This window comes from Curtobacterium sp. PvP017, assembly GCF_054060195.1.
On record NZ_JBSSCY010000013.1, the window covers coordinates 41,832 to 59,063 of the forward strand.

Sequence of the window (17,232 nt, forward strand, 5' to 3'; positions counted from 1 at the left end):
CTCAGGCCGCATCGGCCGTGCGCCAGGCACTGTGCAGGCGGGTCCGGACGAGGTCTTCGTACTCGTGGAACCGCTGCTCCTCGAACAGGCGTTGGTTGCGCGGGCGGGGCAGGTCGATGTCGATGACGTCGACGATCCGGCCGGGGCGCGGCGCCATCACGACGACGGTGTCCGACATCCGGACGGCCTCGGACACCGAGTGCGTCACGAAGAGGACCGTCGTGCGCAGCTCGTCCCACAGGTCGAGCAGCTGGTCCTGCAGGCTCTCGCGGGTGAACTCGTCGAGTGCCGAGAACGGCTCGTCCATCAGCAGCACGTCGGGGCGCAGCCCGAATGCCCGGACGATCGCGGCGCGCTGCTGCATGCCGCCGGACAGCTGGGCGGGGAGCTTGTCCATCGCTTCGCCGAGACCCGCCATGCGCAGGAGCTCACGCATGTCCGGACCGGCACCGGTGCCGCGCTCCTCGAGGTCGTCGATGGCGGCACGCCGTCGGCCGGCGCCGGGGTTCACGCGGGCGGCGAGGGAGACGTTCTGCAACACCGTGAGCCAGGGCAGCAGCGCCGGCGTCTGGGGGACGAGCCCGATGAGCTTCGCCGCGCACGCCTGCGCCGGGGTGACCCCGTGCACCCGGACGTCACCGCGGTCGGCGGGCTCGAGCCCGGCCACGAGCCGGAGCAGCGTCGACTTCCCGCAGCCGCTCGGGCCGATGAGCGACACGAACTTGCCGGGCTCGATCGTCAGCCGGGCGTCGTCGAGCGCGACCATGGCGCTCGGGCCGCTGCCGTAGACCTTGCGCACCGCGTCCACGCGGACCGCTGATGTGGTCATCCGTTCCTCCATACCGTCGGCGAGCACGCAGGCTCGATCTCGTATGGCGGAGAGCGTGCGTCGCGAGCTCGGGTGGTCTGCGACGCGGAAATCCGCTGCTGGTGACGAGGTTAGGGCGCCCGTGTTACGGCTTCGGACTACATGTGTTGCGAACGTGTGAACGCGTGCGACGGCTCAGCGCGGTGACGGTGCGGCGGTCTCGCCGTCCCAGACGAGCACCTCGACGCCGAGGTCCTCGGCGGCGACCGCGACCCACCCGGCGAGCGCCCTCGCTGCGGGCTCGGCGACGACGAGCACGGCACGCTCGACCCCGGGGACCGACCGCCGCAGCCACAGCAGCTTGAACAGGTCCGCCATCACCTTGTTGCGCCAGGCGGGCTTGTAGGCGCCCTGGTTCGCGACGAGCTGCACGACCACGCGGTCGGCGTCGTCGATGCCCTCGACCTCGACCCGGGCGCGGTCGAGGACGACCGTGCGCGGGCGGAGGACGAGTCCGAGGGCGGCCCCGGTGTCTTCGAGCATCCGGCGTTCGACGGAGTCGGGGGCGAACCGGCCCCACTCGGAGCGCGCGACGGGGACCTCGGTCATGTCGGCAGTGTAGGCGGGCCAGCCGCTCCGGATCGACCGGCGCGTCAGACCGACCGCGCGGCCACCTCGAGGGCCTCGGCCGCTTCCCCGGCGCGCACGATGTCGCTGTCGCTGACCGACCGCGCGTTGTACTCGGCTTTGGTCTTCACCGCCAACAGCACCTCGAGGTGCTTCGCGACCGACTGTCCAGCAGCCGCACGCAGCACGGGTACCGCTTCGTCGTGTGCTCCCGATCGCGAGTACTCGCCGGTCCGAGCGACGCAGATCGCGTCAGCCGCGGCGATGCCGCTGAGGACGCACTGCGTGACGAAGGCGTTCGCGAACTGCGATCCGGCAGTGAAGACCCCTGCGTCACCGCCGAGCGCGCGGAGGGCCTCTGCAGCTTCGAGGAACTCCGTCGCCTTGGCGAGCCGGCCCCTCCGGAACGACTCGTCGCCCGGTGCGGTGGTGCCGATTCGCGGGGTCATCCAGTCAGGGTACGGAGCTTCCGGGACAGCCATCGACCATCGCCTGCGATGGGAATACCGTCTCGGGCAACCGATGCGAGGAGCGAGTCGGTGCCGTCGATCTCGTCCTCGTCGAAGAGGACCGGCCGCACGGCGTTCCCGGTCCACCGACCGGCCGCACGGCACAACGCGTGGATCTGGTCCTCTGCCTCCGCACGTCGGCCGTGCTCGACGATGAAGCAGACATCGAGGTCGCTGTCCGGCCGCATCTCACCACGGGCGCCGGATCCGAAGAGCGCGGCGTATCGGAGGGGGATCGATCGACAGCCCGATCGGAGTCGTTCGAGGAGCGCGCGCCGGAGATCGGCCAGAGCGGTGATCGCATCGGCGGCGAGGTGTTCCCGGTTCAGGCTGAACGACTTCGTCCGTCCGGTCCGGTGCCCGTCGACGACACCCTGCTCGACCAGCCGATCCGCACTGTTCCGGACCCCGGCGTACGACCGGTCCGGCACCAGGCTGCAGATGTCCGAGATCGTCATCGGTCCTGGCGCTCGTGCCAACACGGCGAGCACATCGCCGTCCACGGAGGTGGTCACCGTCGCGAAGGGGCTTTGCAACTGCATCGGAACCTCCGATCGAATACGAGTAGAAATCTACCACTTCTAGTAGATTTCTACTCGTATCTGAGCATTTTCCTCAAACGACCGACCACCCACCGTCGCTCGGCAGCACGGCGCCGTTCACGTTGGCGGAGTCGTCGCTGAGGAGCCAGGTGATGGCCGCGGCGAGCTGTTCAGGCTGGGCGACCGGCGGGATCGCGACCTGCATGATGGGGCCCACTCGGCTGGCGGCGTACTCGCTGCGCATCGGTGCCTCGATGTTCGTCGCGACCGCACCCGGCGCGACCGCGTTGGCACGGATGCCCTGCGGCCCGTGGAAGAACGCGACGCTCTTGGTGAACCCGGCGATCGCGTGCTTCGACGCCGTGTAGGCGGCGCCCGCGGCCGAGGCGCGGAGTGCGGCCTCGGAGGCGACGTTCACGACGGCGCCGCGACCGGCGGTGATCATGTGCGGCAGGACGGCGCGGGTGAGGCGCATCGGCCCGGTGACGTTGACGCTGAAGACGCGGTCCCAAGTGGCGTCGTCGACCTCGCTCGGCGGCAGGAAAGCGTCCATGATGCCGGCGACGTTCGCCAGTCCGTCGATCCGCTCACCCGCGGCGGCGATGAGCGCGTCGATCGTCTCGGTCGCGGCGACGTCCCCGACGACGGTCTCGACGTCGAAACCGTCGAGTTCGGAGCGGAGGGCGTCGAGCCGCTCGGCGACGACGTCGGTCGCGATCACGCGCCCGCCCTCGTTCGCGATGCGCGTCGCCGTGGCGCGTCCGATGCCGGAACCCGCCCCGGTGACGATGATGGTCCTGCCGGTGAACCGTCCGGCGGTGGTGTCGGTCATGTCGTCTCCTCACTGAGAGGCGCTCGCTGCGCCACGATGTTCATAGCACTCAGTGCCGAAAGGACTCCATGAGCTCGACGAGCGACCAGGCGACGAGCGACCGCCCGACGGGACGCCCCCGCACGATCGACCCCGACGCGGTGTCCCTCGTGGCGCTGCGCCTGTTCGATGAGCAGGGCTTCGACGCCGTGTCGATGGACGACGTCGCCACGGCCGCCGGGGTGAGCCGTCGATCGTTGTTCCGGCTGTTCCCGAACAAGGCGGCACTCGTCTGGGGCGGGCTCGACGAGTTCGCGTCGCGGTTCGGTGACGCACTGCGGGAGCGGCCGTCCACGGAGTCGTCGTCCGTCGCACTGCGCGCCGCGTACCGGATCGGCGCGACCTTCCCCGACGACGCCGTGGAGGTCACCCGCCACCGCCTCCGCGTCATCCGCGCGAACCCCTCACTCGAACACGTCGGTGCAGCCACGGTCACGACCCTGACCGACGAGATCGTCCGGTTCGTGGCCGAGCGGGACGGCGCGACGCCCGACGACCTCGCGGTGTCGGTGCGCGCGCACGCCCTGGCGGCCGCGGCGAGCGCGGCCCTCACCTGGTGGGCGCTGCACGGCGACGGCCGTCCGGAGGACGTCGTGGACCGCGCGCTCGCCCTGCTCGCCTGAGACGCGCTCTGGACGCGACCACCGGACGGACTGGAGGCCCGTGGCGGGCGTGCCACGGGCCTCCCGTCCGACACCCGGCCGGGTTCAGCCCATCGCGCGCTTCCCACGGACGTCGCGCGACAGCGCGTCGATGCGCGCCACCTCGTCGTCAGTGAGCCGCACCTCGGCGGCTGCGACGTTCTCGGCGACGCGTCCGGGGTTGCGCGATCCGGGGATCGGGACCAGGTCGGCGCGCTTCGCCAGGACCCAGGCCAACGCGAGCTGCGAGAGCGAGATGCCCTTCGCGTCGGCGATCTCGGTGAGTGCGGTGACGACGGCGACGTTCGCGTCGAAGTGCTCCGGCGCCCACCACTCGAGCTGCTGGCGGATGTCGTCGGCCGCGTACGCGCTCGCCGGCTGCACGGCACCGCTCAGGAAGCCGCGCGCCAGCGGCGAGTAGGCGACGACGCCGATGCCGAGCTCGTCGACGAGGGGGAAGAGCGCCTCGGACTCCCGCGAGAAGACGGAGTACTCGGTCTGGAACGCCGAGATCGGGTGGACCGCATGCGCCCGGCGGATCTGGTCGGCATCGGTGTTCGACAGGCCGAGGTACCGGACCTTGCCGGCCTGCACGAACTCCTGCATCACGCCGACGACGTCCTCGATCGGGACGGCCGGGTCGTGGACGTGCTGGTAGAGCAGGTCGATCGAGTCGGTGCCGAGGTTCTGCAGGCTCGCGTCCACCACCTGGCGGATGTGCTCCGGTCGGGAGTCCGGTGCGTACGCCTCGGGGGTGAACCCGAACTTCGTGGCGATCGTCACCTCGTCGCGGATCGGGGCGAGCGCCGCGCCGAGGAGCCGCTCGCCGGTCCCCCAGCCGTACAGCTCGGCCGTGTCGAAGTGCGTGACGCCGAGTTCGTGTGCGTGCCGGATCGCGGCGACGGACTCGGTGTCGTCGCCGGGTCCGTAGGCGAACGTGGTGCCCATGGCGCCGTAGCCGATGGCGCTGACGGTGAGGCCCTGTCGGCCGAGGGTGCGTTGCTGCATGGTGCCGTCCCTTCGTGACGTGTGGTGGTCATGCGAGTGGCACTGTACGCCACGATTGTCAGAGTCTGACAACTTGGACCGAAGATGACGTCGCGGTACGATCGGCCCGTGAGCGACGTGCGAACCGGCCTGCGGGACATCACCCGCGACGCCGTCCGCGCGCGCATCGCCGCCGTGGCACTCGAGCGGTTCGACACCGACGGGTTCGAGAACGTCACCGTGGAACAGGTCGCCGCCGAGGTGGGGATCTCGGCGCGGAGCTTCCACCGGTACTTCCCCGCGAAGGAGGACGCCGTCATCGGCGACCCCGCGCGACACCGGGACGCGCTCGCCGAGGCGTTCCGGTCTCGGTCGACGACCCAGCCGGTGTGGCCCGCGCTGCGCGAGGCGTTCGCCGAGATGCTCGAGCGCGGCAGCACCGACGACCCCGAGACCGGACGACGATCCGTCCGCGTGATGACGAGCACGGCGTCACTGCGCGCACGGAACCTCGAGAAGCACCAGGCCTGGGCGGACGTCCTGACGCCCCTCGTCGTCGAGCAGCTCCACGGGCCCGACGCCGAGCTGCACGCACGAGTCCTCGTGCAGGCGGCCCTCGGTTGCTTCGACGTGGCGATCACCACCTGGGCCACGGGCGACGACCCCGACTCGGCCGCGATCCTGCGACGCGCGTTCGACGGCATCGCCCCGAGCGCCTGACGAGCGGACGCGCGACCTCGTCCGGCGGTATCGTCCGGGCATGAACGTCACCGGACCGTCGCCGTACTTCCAGTTCGCCGGCACCGCCAGGCAGGCCCTCGAGCACTGGCGAGGGGTCTTCGGCGGCGAGGTCCGGATCGCGACCTACGCCGACTTCTCACGGACCGACGGCCCCGCCGACGCGGTCGCCCACGGGCAGCTCGTCGGCGGACTCCAGCTGTTCGCCGCGGACGCGAGCGGGACCGACGAGCCGTTCGCGGCGACCGGATTGCTGTTCTCGCTGCTCGGCGCCGAAGAACCCGACGTGCTGCGGCACTGGTTCGACGCACTCGCCGAGGGGGGCACGGTCCTCGACCCGCTGCAGCAGCGACCGTGGGGTGACTGGGACGGCACCGTGCGGGACGCGTTCGGCGTCACGTGGCTCATCGGGTTCGAGGCGGCAGCCCTGGCGTGACGGGCGCCCGCGCTGGGATGACGGGCACCCTCGCTGGGATGATGGGCGCATGACCGAGCACCCCACCGTCCTGTTCGTGTGCGTCCACAACGCCGGACGCTCCCAGATGGCCGCGGGGTGGCTGCAGCACCTCGCCGGTGACCGCGTCCGGGTGTTCTCCGCCGGCAGCGAGCCCGCCGATCAGGTGAACGCCGTCGCCGTGCAGGCCATGGCCGAACAGGGCATCGACATCGCCGCCGCCCGACCGGCGGTGCTCGAGACCGGGACCGTGCGTGAGTCGGACGTCGTCATCACCATGGGCTGCGGTGACGCCTGCCCGGTGTTCCCCGGCAAGCGCTACGAGGACTGGGACCTCGACGACCCGGCAGGGCTCGCCATCGAGCAGGTCCGGCCGATCCGCGACGACATCCGGTCGCGCGTCGAGCAGTTGATCGCGTCGCTGTAGACGACTACTGCTGGTCGGACGGCAGCAGCGGCGCCCAGTAGGCGTCCGGGCCGTCGGCCTGCACGGCGTCGCGCTCGAAGCGGAAGCCGTACTCCCGCACGAAGTCGAGTGCGGCGGCCTGCTCGTCCTCGGCGTCGTCGTGCGCGGCGTCGAACAGGTACACCCCGTGCCCCATCTTCACGCCGGAGTCGCTGATCACCGTGAGGTCCCAACGCCCTTCCTCGGCGCGTTCGATCCGCACGACGGCGGCCTGGGCAGCGGTGAAGTCAGCCATGCCGTCAGCCTACGGACGGTGGCCCGGTGGCGTTCAGGGTCGGTCGCGCCCAGTACGCTGAGCACCGTCACAGGCCCGGACGAGCGGAGAACGAAGTCATGTCAGTCGGATTGCTCGCCGTGGTGGACGACATCCTCTCCGCGGCCCTGAAGGCGAGCGCGAAGACCGCCGGTGTCGTCATCGACGACGCCGCGGTCACCCCGCAGTACGTGCAGGGGCTCGCGCCGGCCCGGGAGCTCCCGGTCGTCGGGCGCATCGCGCTCGGCAGCCTGTTCAACAAGTTCATCATCATCATCCCGCTGGCGCTGCTGCTCACCGCGTTCGCTCCCTGGGTGCTGCCGTACCTCCTGCTCATCGGCGGGACGTACCTCTGCTTCGAGGGCGCGGAGAAGGTCACCGAGTGGTTCGGTGTCCACCACGGCGCAGGCTCCACCGACTCGGTCACCGAACCGAAGCTCGTGTTCGGCGCCATCCGGACCGACCTCATCCTGAGCACCGAGATCATGCTCATCGCCCTGGCCGGTCTCGACCCCGACCTCGGGCTCTGGCCGACACTCGGTGCCCTCATCGTGATCGGGCTCGTCATGACCGCGGTCGTCTACGGCGCCGTGGCCCTGCTGGTGAAGATCGACGACGTCGGCCTGCAGATGATGAAGAACTCGGTCCGCCGCACCCGTCGCACCGGAGCGCGGATCGTCCGGGCCATGCCGACGGTCTTCCGGGTCATCAGCGTGATCGGCACCGTCGCCATGCTCTGGGTCGGCGGGCACCTGGTCATCGCGAACCTCGCCGAGACGTTCTGGCACGGTCCGTACGACCTGCTGCACACGATCGAGCACGCGACCGAGGCCGCCGGCCCGGTCGTGACGTGGACCGTGGACACCGCGATCTCGGCGGTCGCCGGCGTCGTCCTCGGCATGGTCGTCGTGGCGATCGTCCTCGGCATCGGTCGCCTCCGCGGGAAGCACTGACTGACACTTCTGTTCCAGCGTCGGAACACGAGTGTCCCGACGGACCACGCGTCGAACGACTCGTGGTCCGTCGCAGAACCGACTCGTGGTCCGTCGCAGAACCGGTGCCGCGCGGCAGGATTATCCTGACGCGCATGGCAACGGTGCGACAGGTCCAGGTGACGTTCGACTGCGCCGAACCGGAGCGGGTCGCCCGGTTCTGGTGCGAGGTCCTCGGCTACGAGGTCCCTGCTCCCCCGCCCGGGTTCGACGACTGGCAGGCGTTCAACGCCTCGCTCCCGCCCGCGCACCAGGACTCCGCCTTCGCGTGCGTCGACCCGACCGGTGCCGGCCCGCGCCTGTTCTTCCAGCGGGTGCCCGAGGGCAAGACGGTCAAGAACCGCGTGCACCTGGACGTACGGGTCGGCACAGGCCTGGTCGGCGAGGAGCGCCTCGCCGCGCTCGACGCCGAGAGCGCACGCCTCGTCGCACTCGGTGCGACCCAGTTCCGCCGCATGCTCGCGGACCAGGTGAACGAGTCCTGCATCGTGATGCAGGACGTCGAGGGCAACGAGTTCTGCCTCGACTGATCCGCGAGCTGCGGCGGCGGGCTCAGGCGACCGGCCCGTAGAGCGGCGTCTCCGCCTGGTCGAGCTCCAGCTCGGCGGTCTGCTGGATGAGTGCCAGCAGGTCGGCGTCGAGTCCGGGAGCGAACTCCTCGAGGCGCTCCGGAGCGATGAACGACGGCGCTCCCACCGGGGCCTGCTCGGTCGCGGACAGTTCCGTGCCGTCCTTCGACGGCGATGCCCCGCGGAAGATCTTGCCCGCCTCGGACGCCCCGTCGAGGTCGAAGCTGTACTGCTTGCTCTGCAGCCCGAGGTCGACGAGTTCCTTGACCTCCGGGAACCGCTCGGCGTTCGTCTTCGGGATCGGCAGCAGGGTCTTCCAGTCGACGCCGAGGGTCTCGAGGGCCTTCGCGTAGGCGTTCTCGTGCGCCTGGTCGCGGACGATCAGGTACGCGATGGTGCTGCGCGCGGTGGGGTTGTCCGTCATCTCGTAGATCCGGCACTTCTGCAGGCGACCCGTGGACTCGAGCATCAGGTTGTACAGCAGGTCGAGCGGCAGGTTGCCGGAGTTGTAGACGTAGCTGCCGCTCCACGGGTTGCCGGCCGCATCGACCGGCAGGGCGCCCTGGGCACCGACCAGGTAGTGGTGGATGTTGCTCGTGTCGAGTGCGATGTTGAGCGGCGTCGAACCCTTCGCACCGGGCTTGTCGAGCGGGTCGGTGAGCTTGCCGGTGTACTCGGGCGAGCCGTCGAGCAGGCGGGAGATCGTGGTGCCGATGAGCTCGACGTGGCTGATCTCCTCGGTGCCGACCCCCTGGATGAGGTCGCGGTACGGCTTCGCCGCCGGACCGCGGAAGTTCATCGCCTGGAACAGGTACTGCATCATCGTGCGCATCTCGCCGAACTGCCCGCCGAGCCCTTCCTGCAGGGCGTTCGCGGCTGCCGGGTCGGGCTCGCCGTCGGCGATCTCGTTGATCCAGGTCTGTGCGTGGAAGTACATGGAGCCTCCTTGCTGGTCGCGACGGATCCGCCGCGTGCCTCACGGTCGTCCGGCGTCCCTGGCAGGCGACACGGGTCGTCCACTGAGCGCGGTATCGTCGTCGGCGCCGCACCGCAGCGCCCGGAAGGACCCCCGAACCGATGACCGTCAGTCACGACGTCGACACCGCCGCCCTCGACGACCTGCTGGGGGTGGACCAGGTCCTCCGCGACCCGGCGTCGCTCGAGCGGTACCGCCACGACGACGCCGAGTGGGCGGACTCCACGGCGCCGCTCGCCGTCGTCCTCGCCCGCAGGACCGACGACGTCATCGCCACCGTCAAGTGGGCGGCGGCGGCCGGGGTCCGGGTCGTGCCGCGCGGCGCCGGGACCGGTCTGTCCGGCGGGGCGAACGCGATGGCCGGATCGGTCGTCCTGTCGCTCGAGCGGATGGACGCGGTCCTCGAGGTCAACACCGACGAGCGGTACGCGGTCGCCCAGCCCGGTGTCATCAACGACACCCTGCGTGCAGCGGTCGCGGAGCACGGGCTCTGGTACCCGCCGGACCCGGCGAGCTCGGCCATCTCGACGATCGGCGGCAACGTCGCGACGAACGCCGGCGGGATCTGCTGCGTCAAGTACGGCGTCACCCGCGACTACGTGCTCGGGATGACCGTCGTGCTGGCCGACGGTTCCGTGGTCGAGCTCGGCCGCCGCACGGCGAAGGGCGTCGCCGGCTACGACCTGGCCGGCCTGATGGTCGGCTCCGAGGGCACGCTCGGCATCGTCGTGTCGGTGACCGTCAAGCTGCTCCCCCTGGCCGGCCGCGATGAGCGCGCCGTGATCGGGTACTTCCCCTCGCTCAGCGCCGCCGGGGACGCCGTCGCGGCGATCTCACGCGCCGGCATCATCCCCGCAGCGCTCGAGATCGTCGACCGGACCTGCCTGCGGGCCGTCGACGACTGGATGCACCTGGGGCTGCCGTCCGACGTCGACACCCTGCTGCTGGCACGGGTCGACGAGCGGGGTGCGGCGGGCGACGACCTCGCCGACCAGGTCGCCGCGGTCTTCGCACGGGCCGGCGGCACCGACGTCGAGCGGGCCACGGACCCCGACGACATCGCCCGGCTGTTCCAGGCGCGGCGGCTCGCGTACCCGGCGCTCGAGCGGCTCGGCCCGGTGCTGACCGAGGACATCTGCGTGCCGCGCAGCGCGGTGCCCGAGATGCTCCGGCGGATCCAGGCGACCGCTACGGCGCACGACGTCACGATCGCGAACATCGCGCACGCCGGCGACGGCAACCTGCACCCGCTGATCATCGCGCCCGTGGGCGACGACGCGGCGAAGGCCCGCGCGAAGCACGCGTTCGACCAGATCGTCGCGGACTGCCTGGCGCTCGGCGGCACCGTCACGGGCGAGCACGGCGTCGGACTGCTCAAGTTGCCGGGCCTGCGACAGGAGCTCGGCGAGCGGGTCCTGGCGATGCACCGTTCCGTGAAGGACTCCCTGGACCCGGCGGGCACCCTGAATCCCGGCAAGGCGTTCTGAACGCACGGAGACGACGGACGGGAGGCCCGGTGCCAGCTGGCACCGGGCCTCCCGTCCGTCAGCCGGTCGCGTTCAGCGCCCGGCGTGCGTCACGCAGTCGCGGTCAGCGACGGCGGAAGTAGCCGTTCGCGCCACCGACGTACATCAGGATCGTCGCGACGAGCACGGCGACGCCCCCGATCCACCCGAAGGCGTTGCCACCCGACGCTGCGCCCACGCCCACACCGATGAGCTGCAGGATCGCGAGCACGGTGAGCACGATGCGGGCCCAGTTGCGACCGTCGCGCATCTTGAAGACGATGATGAGCTCGATCACGGCGAGGACGAAGGCGAAGATCGCTCCACCGACGAGCGGGGCGGTGCCGACACTGTCGGCGACGTCGGCAGAGCTGCCGGACGTGAGGCTGATGATGCCCTGCACGATGTTCGCCAGGACCACCACCAGCCAGATGATGAACGACACGGTGACGCTGGTCGGACGGCTGTTCGTGTTTGCCATGTGAGGAACCCTTCGTGAACGGCCGCGTCCAGCGGCCACACAGCGAACGTACATGAGCACTGGAGGTCTGTCCGGAAGCGGGCGAAGGTCACGGACCGGTAACGAGGACAGATCGGTCCAAACCGTTTCGCCGAGGCCGCCGAATCACCTGCACAGACCGGGAACCACCCGGAGCGCTCACCAGCCGCACATTGCTGGTTCTCCACCCTGCACCAGGGTGTGTTCGGCGCGCACACAGCAGCCGCGCCGAGCGCGACACCTCAGCAAAGGAAACGATCACCATGCGCAAGAGCCTGAAGACCTCCATCACCCTCGCCACGACCGGCGCCCTCGTCCTCGGCGGTGCCGCGTTCGGCATCTCCTCCGCCCAGGCCGCCACCCCCTCGATCCACACCGTGTCGTCGTCCGAGTCGAAGATCCCCGCACCGGTCGCGTCGGTCCCCGAGGTCCTCGGCGGTTCCACCGCCGTGAAGCTCGACTCCGGCTTCACCGACGCCCTCACCGCCCTGAAGCTCACCCCCGGCGTCTCGGGAGATGCGACCCTCGCCGACGGGTCGGTGTCGTTCCCGATCACCGCCGGGTCGGTCACGTACTGGTCGCCGGACGGCAACTACCGCCCCTACGTGCAGGGCATGCTCAACCACGACGACTCCGGCCTCACGTTGAAGGCCGGCGACACCACCGTCACGCTCGAGAACTTCGTCGTGAACCCGGGCTCCTCCAAGCTCTACGGTGACGTCCTGGTCAACGGCAAGGTCGCCGCGTCCAACGCGTACCTGTTCGAGCTCTGGGGTGGTTCGCTCAAGCCCCTCCAGCTCGAGGGCGACAACGCCATCCTGACCGGCACCACCGTCCACGTCTCCGAAGACGCCGCCGGCCTGCTGAACAAGACCTTCGGCACCGACGCCGTCAAGCGCGGCCTCCTCGTCGGCACCGCCACCATCACCGCACAGATCAAGTAACACCCCGCACCACCACGCGAAGGGCCGCCCCGGACAACCGGGACGGCCCTTCCGTCGTGCACCGGGCGGTCGCACCCAGCAGCACCCGCCTACCATCGAGCAGATGCCCACCCCCCGATCGACCGTGACCGACGACCAACCGGGGCCCGACGACTTCATCCGTGTCCGCGGCGCCCGTGAGCACAACCTGCAGGACGTCGACGTGGACATCCCGCGCAACCGGATCGTCGCCTTCACCGGCGTCTCCGGCTCGGGCAAGTCCTCACTCGCGTTCGGCACGGTGTTCGCCGAGGCGCAGCGCCGGTTCCTCGAGTCCGTCACCCCCTACGCCAGGCGGCTCATCGCGCAGGGGGCGACCCCGCACGTCGACTCCATCACCGGGCTGCCGCCAGCCGTGGCCCTGCAGCAGCGCCGCGGTGCCCCGAGCAGCCGTTCCACCGTCGGCACCCTGACGACCCTGTCGAACTCGATGCGCATGCTGTTCTCGCGAGCCGGCACCTACCCGTCCGGTGCCGACCGGCTCGAGTCGGACTCGTTCTCGCCGAACACCGTCGCCGGCGCCTGCCCCCGGTGTCACGGACTCGGCATCGCCCACGAGGTCACCGAGGCCTCGGCCGTGCACGACCCGTCGCTGAGCATCCGCGACGGCGCGATCACCGCGTGGCCCGGGGCGTGGCAGGGCAAGAACCTGCGCGACGTCACCGCGGCGCTCGGCTACGACATCGACGTGCCGTGGCGGGAGCTCTCCCGTCAGGACCGTGACTGGTTGCTGTTCACCGAGGAGCAGCCGGTCGTCCAGGTCCACCCGAAGCGCGACCGGGTCGCGAAGCCGTACAAGGGGCGGTTCTGGAGTGCACGCCAGTTCGTGCTGCACACGCTCGCCGACTCGCAGAGCGAGACCCAGCGGACCAAGGTGCTGCAGTTCGTCGAGTCCGGTCCGTGCGGTCTCTGCGGCGGCACGGGCCTGACGCGGGCGGCCCTCGCGGTCACGGTCGGCGGCCACTCGATCGCGGACCTGAACGGTCTGCCCCTCTCCGCGCTGGCCGACGTCCTGCGCCCGATCGCGACCCTCACGGACGCCGGTGCCGCGACCTCGCGTGCGTCGTCGGGTGAGCACACCGAGGTCGCCGTCGCGATCTCCCGTGACCTGCTGAACCGGGTCGAGGTGCTCGTCGGTCTCGGTCTCGGCTACCTCGCACTCGACCGGGCCACCCCGACGCTCTCCCCCGGTGAGACGCAGCGGCTCCGCATCGCGACGCAGCTGCGGTCGGGGCTCTTCGGCGTCGTCTACGTGCTCGACGAGCCGAGCGCCGGCCTCCACCCGGCCGACGCCGAGTCCCTGGTCGAGGTCCTCGACGACCTGCGCGCCGGCGGCAACAGCGTCTTCGTCGTCGAGCACGACATGAGCATCGTGCGGCGCGCGGACTGGATCGTCGACGTCGGCCCGGGAGCCGGGTCCGGCGGGGGCAGCGTCCTGTACAGCGGGCCGGTCGACGGCCTCGCCGACGTCGAGGCGTCGGTCACCCGACGCTTCCTGCACCCGGGCGACCGTGACGACGAGGACCGCACCGTCCGGACGCCGATCGGGACCCTGGAGCTGCGCGACCTCACGCTGCACAACCTGCAGGGGCTCGACGTCGACCTGCCGCTCGGGGTGCTGACCGCGGTCACGGGCGTCAGCGGCTCCGGCAAGTCGTCGCTCGTCGGCGGCGTCCTGCCCGGCGTGGCGACGTCGCACCCGCTCGTCGACCGTGTCGTGCAGGTCGACCAGAAGCCGATCGGCCGCACACCGCGCTCGAACCTCGCCACCTACACCGGGCTCTTCGACGCCGTGCGTGCCGCGTTCGCCGCGACCGACGACGCGAAGGCCCGAGGCTGGACCGCCAGCCGCTTCTCGTTCAACGTCGCCGGCGGTCGGTGCGAGGTGTGCCAGGGCGAGGGTTCGGTGTCCGTCGAGCTCCTGTTCCTGCCGGGCAGCTGGGCGCCGTGCCCGGAGTGCCACGGCGCGCGATACAACGACGAGACGCTCGAGGTGCGGTGGGACGGGGCGACGATCGCGGACGTCCTCGGCATGACCGTCGACCAGGCAGCACCCTTCCTGGCGTCGCTGCCCGCAGCAGCCCGTGGCCTCGACGCCCTGCGCCAGGTGGGGCTCGGCTACCTGCGCCTCGGACAGCCCGCCCCGGAGCTGTCCGGTGGTGAGGCCCAGCGCATCAAGCTCGCGACCGAACTGCAGCGCGCCCGCACCGGGCACACGCTCTACCTGCTCGACGAACCGACGACGGGCCTGCACCCCGCCGACGTCGAACTGCTGACCGCACAGCTCGCACGACTCACCGACGCCGGCAACACCGTCGTCGTGGTCGAGCACGCCATGGACGTCGTCGCGAGTGCTGACCACGTCATCGACATGGGGCCGTCCGGCGGCGAGGACGGCGGCCGCGTGGTCGCCACCGGAACGCCCGCCGAGGTGGCCGCGTCGACCACGAGCCGGACCGCGCCGTACCTGCGGGAGCAGCTCGGGCGCTGAGCGCGCCGACCGCCGGACGGGCGCGTCCCGTGGCGGACCCGCACCGGGCCTCCCGTCCGCACTGTGCGGACCACGCCACCCCGTGCCCGGTTCCGCGCCCGGTGCAGCGCAGCAGACACGCACCACGCGGCCACCCCCGCACCACCCGAGAAACCCCGCACCGTGCGGACCACGCGACCCCGTGCCCTGCTCGCACCGTGCCTCCCGTCCGCACCGTGCGGACCACGCGACCCCGTGCCCTGCTCGCACCGTGCCTCCCGTCCGCACCGTGCGGACCCCGCGATCCCGTGCCCGGTTCCGCGCACCGTGCAGCACAGCAGACACCCACCACGCGACCAACCCCGCACCACCCGACGAACCCCGCACCGTGCTCAGCCCCCGGCGCCGACCGCCGGACGGGAGGCCCGTGGCGGGCTGGCACCGCGCCTCCCGTCCGCACCGTGCGGGCCCCGCGATCCCGTGCCCGGTTCCGCGCACCGTGCGGCGCAACAAACGCGCACCACGCCGCCAACCCCGCACCACCCGGCCGCCCCCGCACCGTGCGGACCCCGCACGCGGCAGCGCCCGCCGGGACGGATCCCGACGGGCGCTGCTGGTGGTGCGGACTAGGCCCGACGGAAGCGGCGGGCGATGGTGAGCCCGGCGCCCGCGAGCATCAGCAGGATCGCGAAGGCGATCACCGGAGCCGGGTCGCTGCCCGTGTAGGCGAGCGTCCCGTTCGGGCCGGTGCCGCCGGCGCCACCGTTGCCGACGGTCGCCAGGCGGACGGTGAACGTCACCGGGTCGGACGCCGCCGAGGTGCCGTCAGCGCCGGTCTGGGTGGCGGTGATGGTCACCGTTCCCGGGCCGAAGCCGACGATCGGGGTGCACTTCCAGGTGCCGTCGGCCGCCACGACCGCGGTGCAGACGACGACCGTGCCGACGGTGACCGTGACGGTCGCGCCCGGCTGGCCGGTGCCGGTGATCGGCGGGTTGGGCGTCGTGACGGTGCCACCGTCCTCCGGCGAGGTGATCACGGGCGGCGGGGTCGTCGTGGTCGACGCGGGGTTGTAGGTGTAGACCAGCGGGTCGGACGTGCCACCCGGGGTCGTCACCGTGACTTCGACGTCACCGGCAGCGTGCGCCGGCGTCGTGAAGGTGAGCGTCGTGCCGTCCGCCGACACGCTGTCCGGCGTGATCGGGTCGGAGCCGTCCACCGAGACCGTCGAGTCGTCGGTGAAGCCGGTGCCCGTGACGGTCACGACCGTGCCACCCGCAGCCGGACCGTTGTCCGGGTCCAGCGCCGAGAGCGTCGGGACCGCGGCCGGGGCCGGGTCGTAGGTGTACGGCAGCGGCGCCGAGGTGCCGGCCCCGTTGGTGACGGTCACGGGGACCGTACCGGCGGTGTGCGCCGGCGTCGTGAAGGTCAGCTCGGTGCCGTCGTCCGAGACGCTGTCGGGCGTGATCGGGTCGGACCCGTCGACCGAGACCGTCGAGTCGTCGGTGAAGCCCGTGCCGGAGACCGTGACGACCGTGCCACCGGTGACCGGACCGTTGTCGGGGTCCAGCGCCGTCAGCGTCGGAGCCCCGGCGGGTGCCGGGTTGTAGGTGTACGTCAGCGGGTCCGAGGTCCCCGCGTCGGTCGTGACCGTCACGTCGACGGGACCGGCGACGTGTGCGGGCGTCGTGAACGTCAGCTCGGTGCCGTCGTCGGAGATCGACTCCGGGACGATCGGGTCGGACCCGTCGACGGAGACGGTCGCGTCGTCGGTGAACCCGGTGCCCGTGACGGTGACGAGCGTGCCGCCACCGACCGGCCCGTTGTCGGGGTCCAGCGCGGTGAGCGTCGGCACGGCTGCGGGTGCCGCGGTGTACGTGAAGTCGAGCGGGTCGGACGTCCCAGCGGGCGTCGTGACCGTGACGTCGACCGTGCCGACGGCGTGTGCCGGCGTCGTGAAGGTCAGCTCGGTGCCGTCGTCCGAGACGGAGTCCGCCTCGATCGGGTCGGAACCGTCGACCGACACCGTCGCGTCATCCGTGAAGCCCGTACCCGTCACGGTGACGACCGTGCCACCGGCCACCGGGCCGTTGTCCGGGTCGAGCGCCGTGACCGTCGGGACCGCAGCCGCGTCGTCGGTGTACGTGAAGTCGAGCGGGTCGGACGTCCCAGCAGGCGTCGTGACCGTGACGTCTACCGTGCCGACGGCGTGCGCGGGCGTCGTGAACGTCAGCTCGGTACCGTCGTCGGAGACGGAGTCCGCCTCGATCGGGTCGGAACCGTCGACCGACACCGTGGCGTCATCCGTGAAGCCCGTACCCGTCACGGTGACGACCGTGCCACC

General features: G+C 71.3%; 19 protein-coding genes. 9 read left to right on the forward strand and 10 right to left on the reverse strand.

Features of this window, described 5'->3' with window-relative positions:
* Position 1: 1 nt before the first annotated feature.
* From ACVKXF_RS17480 to ACVKXF_RS17500, 5 genes are all read right to left on the reverse strand, one after another.
* The gene (locus ACVKXF_RS17480) at positions 2 to 829 is read right to left on the reverse strand and encodes an ABC transporter ATP-binding protein (protein WP_123313594.1); all 828 of its coding nucleotides are present in this window, start codon (positions 827 to 829) and stop codon (positions 2 to 4) included.
* Positions 830 to 1,003: 174 nt separating this feature from the next.
* Positions 1,004 to 1,417 (reverse strand): hypothetical protein, encoded by a 414-nt coding sequence (locus tag ACVKXF_RS17485; protein WP_456796488.1) that lies wholly within the window; start codon positions 1,415 to 1,417, stop codon positions 1,004 to 1,006.
* Between the two features lie 44 nt (positions 1,418 to 1,461).
* Positions 1,462 to 1,884, reverse strand: a complete 423-nt coding sequence (locus ACVKXF_RS17490; RefSeq protein WP_123313176.1) for a hypothetical protein — start codon at positions 1,882 to 1,884, stop codon at positions 1,462 to 1,464.
* Positions 1,881 to 2,486 (reverse strand): nucleotidyltransferase domain-containing protein, encoded by a 606-nt coding sequence (locus ACVKXF_RS17495; RefSeq protein WP_456796489.1) that lies wholly within the window; start codon positions 2,484 to 2,486, stop codon positions 1,881 to 1,883. The genes ACVKXF_RS17490 and ACVKXF_RS17495 overlap by 4 nt, the downstream gene beginning before the upstream one ends.
* A 73-nt stretch (positions 2,487 to 2,559) precedes the next feature.
* On the reverse strand, positions 2,560 to 3,318 hold the full coding sequence (locus ACVKXF_RS17500) for an SDR family NAD(P)-dependent oxidoreductase (RefSeq protein WP_456796490.1): 759 nt from the start codon (positions 3,316 to 3,318) through the stop codon (positions 2,560 to 2,562).
* A gap of 68 nt (positions 3,319 to 3,386) precedes the next feature.
* Here ACVKXF_RS17500 and ACVKXF_RS17505 point away from each other — a divergent pair, with 68 nt between their 5' ends.
* Complete coding sequence (locus tag ACVKXF_RS17505; RefSeq protein WP_456796491.1) at positions 3,387 to 3,980, forward strand: TetR family transcriptional regulator; 594 nt, start codon at positions 3,387 to 3,389, stop codon at positions 3,978 to 3,980.
* An 84-nt stretch (positions 3,981 to 4,064) separates the two neighbouring features.
* On the opposite strand, the gene ACVKXF_RS17510 is transcribed toward ACVKXF_RS17505, so the two are convergent.
* A complete protein-coding gene (locus tag ACVKXF_RS17510) occupies positions 4,065 to 5,006 on the reverse strand; it encodes an aldo/keto reductase (RefSeq protein ID WP_456796492.1) in 942 nt (313 codons plus the stop codon).
* A 108-nt stretch (positions 5,007 to 5,114) separates the two neighbouring features.
* On the opposite strand from ACVKXF_RS17510, the gene ACVKXF_RS17515 reads away from it, so the two are divergent.
* The 3 genes from ACVKXF_RS17515 to ACVKXF_RS17525 are packed head-to-tail and all read left to right on the forward strand — an operon-like array spanning position 5,115 to position 6,604.
* Positions 5,115 to 5,705: a TetR/AcrR family transcriptional regulator gene (locus tag ACVKXF_RS17515; RefSeq protein ID WP_456796493.1), complete on the forward strand. Its 591-nt coding sequence runs from the start codon at positions 5,115 to 5,117 to the stop codon at positions 5,703 to 5,705.
* A 40-nt stretch (positions 5,706 to 5,745) separates the two neighbouring features.
* Positions 5,746 to 6,159, forward strand: a complete 414-nt coding sequence (locus ACVKXF_RS17520; protein WP_456796494.1) for a VOC family protein — start codon at positions 5,746 to 5,748, stop codon at positions 6,157 to 6,159.
* Between the two features lie 49 nt (positions 6,160 to 6,208).
* Positions 6,209 to 6,604: an arsenate reductase ArsC gene (locus tag ACVKXF_RS17525; protein WP_456796495.1), complete on the forward strand. Its 396-nt coding sequence runs from the start codon at positions 6,209 to 6,211 to the stop codon at positions 6,602 to 6,604.
* Between the two features lie 4 nt (positions 6,605 to 6,608).
* On the opposite strand, the gene ACVKXF_RS17530 is transcribed toward ACVKXF_RS17525, so the two are convergent.
* On the reverse strand, positions 6,609 to 6,878 hold the full coding sequence (locus ACVKXF_RS17530) for a hypothetical protein (protein WP_111086890.1): 270 nt from the start codon (positions 6,876 to 6,878) through the stop codon (positions 6,609 to 6,611).
* Between the two features lie 98 nt (positions 6,879 to 6,976).
* On the opposite strand from ACVKXF_RS17530, the gene ACVKXF_RS17535 reads away from it, so the two are divergent.
* Together ACVKXF_RS17535 and ACVKXF_RS17540 are read left to right on the forward strand one after the other, a co-directional pair.
* On the forward strand, positions 6,977 to 7,849 hold the full coding sequence (locus ACVKXF_RS17535; RefSeq protein WP_456796496.1) for a DUF808 domain-containing protein: 873 nt from the start codon (positions 6,977 to 6,979) through the stop codon (positions 7,847 to 7,849).
* Between the two features lie 134 nt (positions 7,850 to 7,983).
* Positions 7,984 to 8,418 carry a VOC family protein gene (locus ACVKXF_RS17540; protein WP_123313166.1) on the forward strand — a complete coding sequence of 145 codons (435 nt, stop codon included), beginning with the start codon at positions 7,984 to 7,986 and terminating at the stop codon, positions 8,416 to 8,418.
* A 22-nt stretch (positions 8,419 to 8,440) separates the two neighbouring features.
* Here ACVKXF_RS17540 and ACVKXF_RS17545 read toward each other — a convergent pair whose 3' ends face one another.
* The gene (locus ACVKXF_RS17545; protein ID WP_456796497.1) at positions 8,441 to 9,394 is read right to left on the reverse strand and encodes a manganese catalase family protein; all 954 of its coding nucleotides are present in this window, start codon (positions 9,392 to 9,394) and stop codon (positions 8,441 to 8,443) included.
* 140 nt (positions 9,395 to 9,534) lie between these two features.
* Between ACVKXF_RS17545 and ACVKXF_RS17550 the strand changes: the two genes are divergently transcribed.
* On the forward strand, positions 9,535 to 10,920 hold the full coding sequence (locus ACVKXF_RS17550) for an FAD-binding oxidoreductase (RefSeq protein WP_456796498.1): 1,386 nt from the start codon (positions 9,535 to 9,537) through the stop codon (positions 10,918 to 10,920).
* Between the two features lie 103 nt (positions 10,921 to 11,023).
* Here ACVKXF_RS17550 and ACVKXF_RS17555 read toward each other — a convergent pair whose 3' ends face one another.
* Complete coding sequence (locus ACVKXF_RS17555) at positions 11,024 to 11,419, reverse strand: hypothetical protein (protein WP_111086898.1); 396 nt, start codon at positions 11,417 to 11,419, stop codon at positions 11,024 to 11,026.
* A 281-nt stretch (positions 11,420 to 11,700) separates the two neighbouring features.
* On the opposite strand from ACVKXF_RS17555, the gene ACVKXF_RS17560 reads away from it, so the two are divergent.
* Together ACVKXF_RS17560 and ACVKXF_RS17565 are read left to right on the forward strand one after the other, a co-directional pair.
* A complete protein-coding gene (locus ACVKXF_RS17560) occupies positions 11,701 to 12,381 on the forward strand; it encodes a hypothetical protein (RefSeq protein ID WP_123310723.1) in 681 nt (226 codons plus the stop codon).
* A gap of 103 nt (positions 12,382 to 12,484) precedes the next feature.
* Complete coding sequence (locus tag ACVKXF_RS17565; RefSeq protein ID WP_456796499.1) at positions 12,485 to 14,911, forward strand: ABC transporter; 2,427 nt, start codon at positions 12,485 to 12,487, stop codon at positions 14,909 to 14,911.
* 605 nt (positions 14,912 to 15,516) lie between these two features.
* Here ACVKXF_RS17565 and ACVKXF_RS17570 read toward each other — a convergent pair.
* A partial coding sequence (locus tag ACVKXF_RS17570; protein ID WP_456796500.1) for an IPT/TIG domain-containing protein occupies positions 15,517 to 17,232 on the reverse strand: 1,716 nt, incomplete at its 5' end.

Bases quoted from the DNA above. Each gene is read 5' to 3' on its own strand.
- ACVKXF_RS17530 (WP_111086890.1), bottom strand. From the start codon at position 6,878: ATGGCTGACTTCACCGCTGCCCAGGCCGCCGTCGTGCGGATCGAACGC.
- ACVKXF_RS17505 (WP_456796491.1), top strand. From the start codon at position 3,387: ATGAGCTCGACGAGCGACCAGGCGACGAGCGACCGCCCGACGGGACGC.
- ACVKXF_RS17555 (WP_111086898.1), bottom strand. From the start codon at position 11,419: ATGGCAAACACGAACAGCCGTCCGACCAGCGTCACCGTGTCGTTCATC.
- ACVKXF_RS17510 (WP_456796492.1), bottom strand. From the start codon at position 5,006: ATGCAGCAACGCACCCTCGGCCGACAGGGCCTCACCGTCAGCGCCATC.
- ACVKXF_RS17525 (WP_456796495.1), top strand. From the start codon at position 6,209: ATGACCGAGCACCCCACCGTCCTGTTCGTGTGCGTCCACAACGCCGGA.
- ACVKXF_RS17520 (WP_456796494.1), top strand. From the start codon at position 5,746: ATGAACGTCACCGGACCGTCGCCGTACTTCCAGTTCGCCGGCACCGCC.
- ACVKXF_RS17485 (WP_456796488.1), bottom strand. From the start codon at position 1,417: ATGACCGAGGTCCCCGTCGCGCGCTCCGAGTGGGGCCGGTTCGCCCCC.
- ACVKXF_RS17560 (WP_123310723.1), top strand. From the start codon at position 11,701: ATGCGCAAGAGCCTGAAGACCTCCATCACCCTCGCCACGACCGGCGCC.
- ACVKXF_RS17540 (WP_123313166.1), top strand. From the start codon at position 7,984: ATGGCAACGGTGCGACAGGTCCAGGTGACGTTCGACTGCGCCGAACCG.
- ACVKXF_RS17500 (WP_456796490.1), bottom strand. From the start codon at position 3,318: ATGACCGACACCACCGCCGGACGGTTCACCGGCAGGACCATCATCGTC.
- ACVKXF_RS17550 (WP_456796498.1), top strand. From the start codon at position 9,535: ATGACCGTCAGTCACGACGTCGACACCGCCGCCCTCGACGACCTGCTG.
- ACVKXF_RS17565 (WP_456796499.1), top strand. From the start codon at position 12,485: ATGCCCACCCCCCGATCGACCGTGACCGACGACCAACCGGGGCCCGAC.
- ACVKXF_RS17480 (WP_123313594.1), bottom strand. From the start codon at position 829: ATGACCACATCAGCGGTCCGCGTGGACGCGGTGCGCAAGGTCTACGGC.
- ACVKXF_RS17535 (WP_456796496.1), top strand. From the start codon at position 6,977: ATGTCAGTCGGATTGCTCGCCGTGGTGGACGACATCCTCTCCGCGGCC.
- ACVKXF_RS17490 (WP_123313176.1), bottom strand. From the start codon at position 1,884: ATGACCCCGCGAATCGGCACCACCGCACCGGGCGACGAGTCGTTCCGG.
- ACVKXF_RS17495 (WP_456796489.1), bottom strand. From the start codon at position 2,486: ATGCAGTTGCAAAGCCCCTTCGCGACGGTGACCACCTCCGTGGACGGC.
- ACVKXF_RS17545 (WP_456796497.1), bottom strand. From the start codon at position 9,394: ATGTACTTCCACGCACAGACCTGGATCAACGAGATCGCCGACGGCGAG.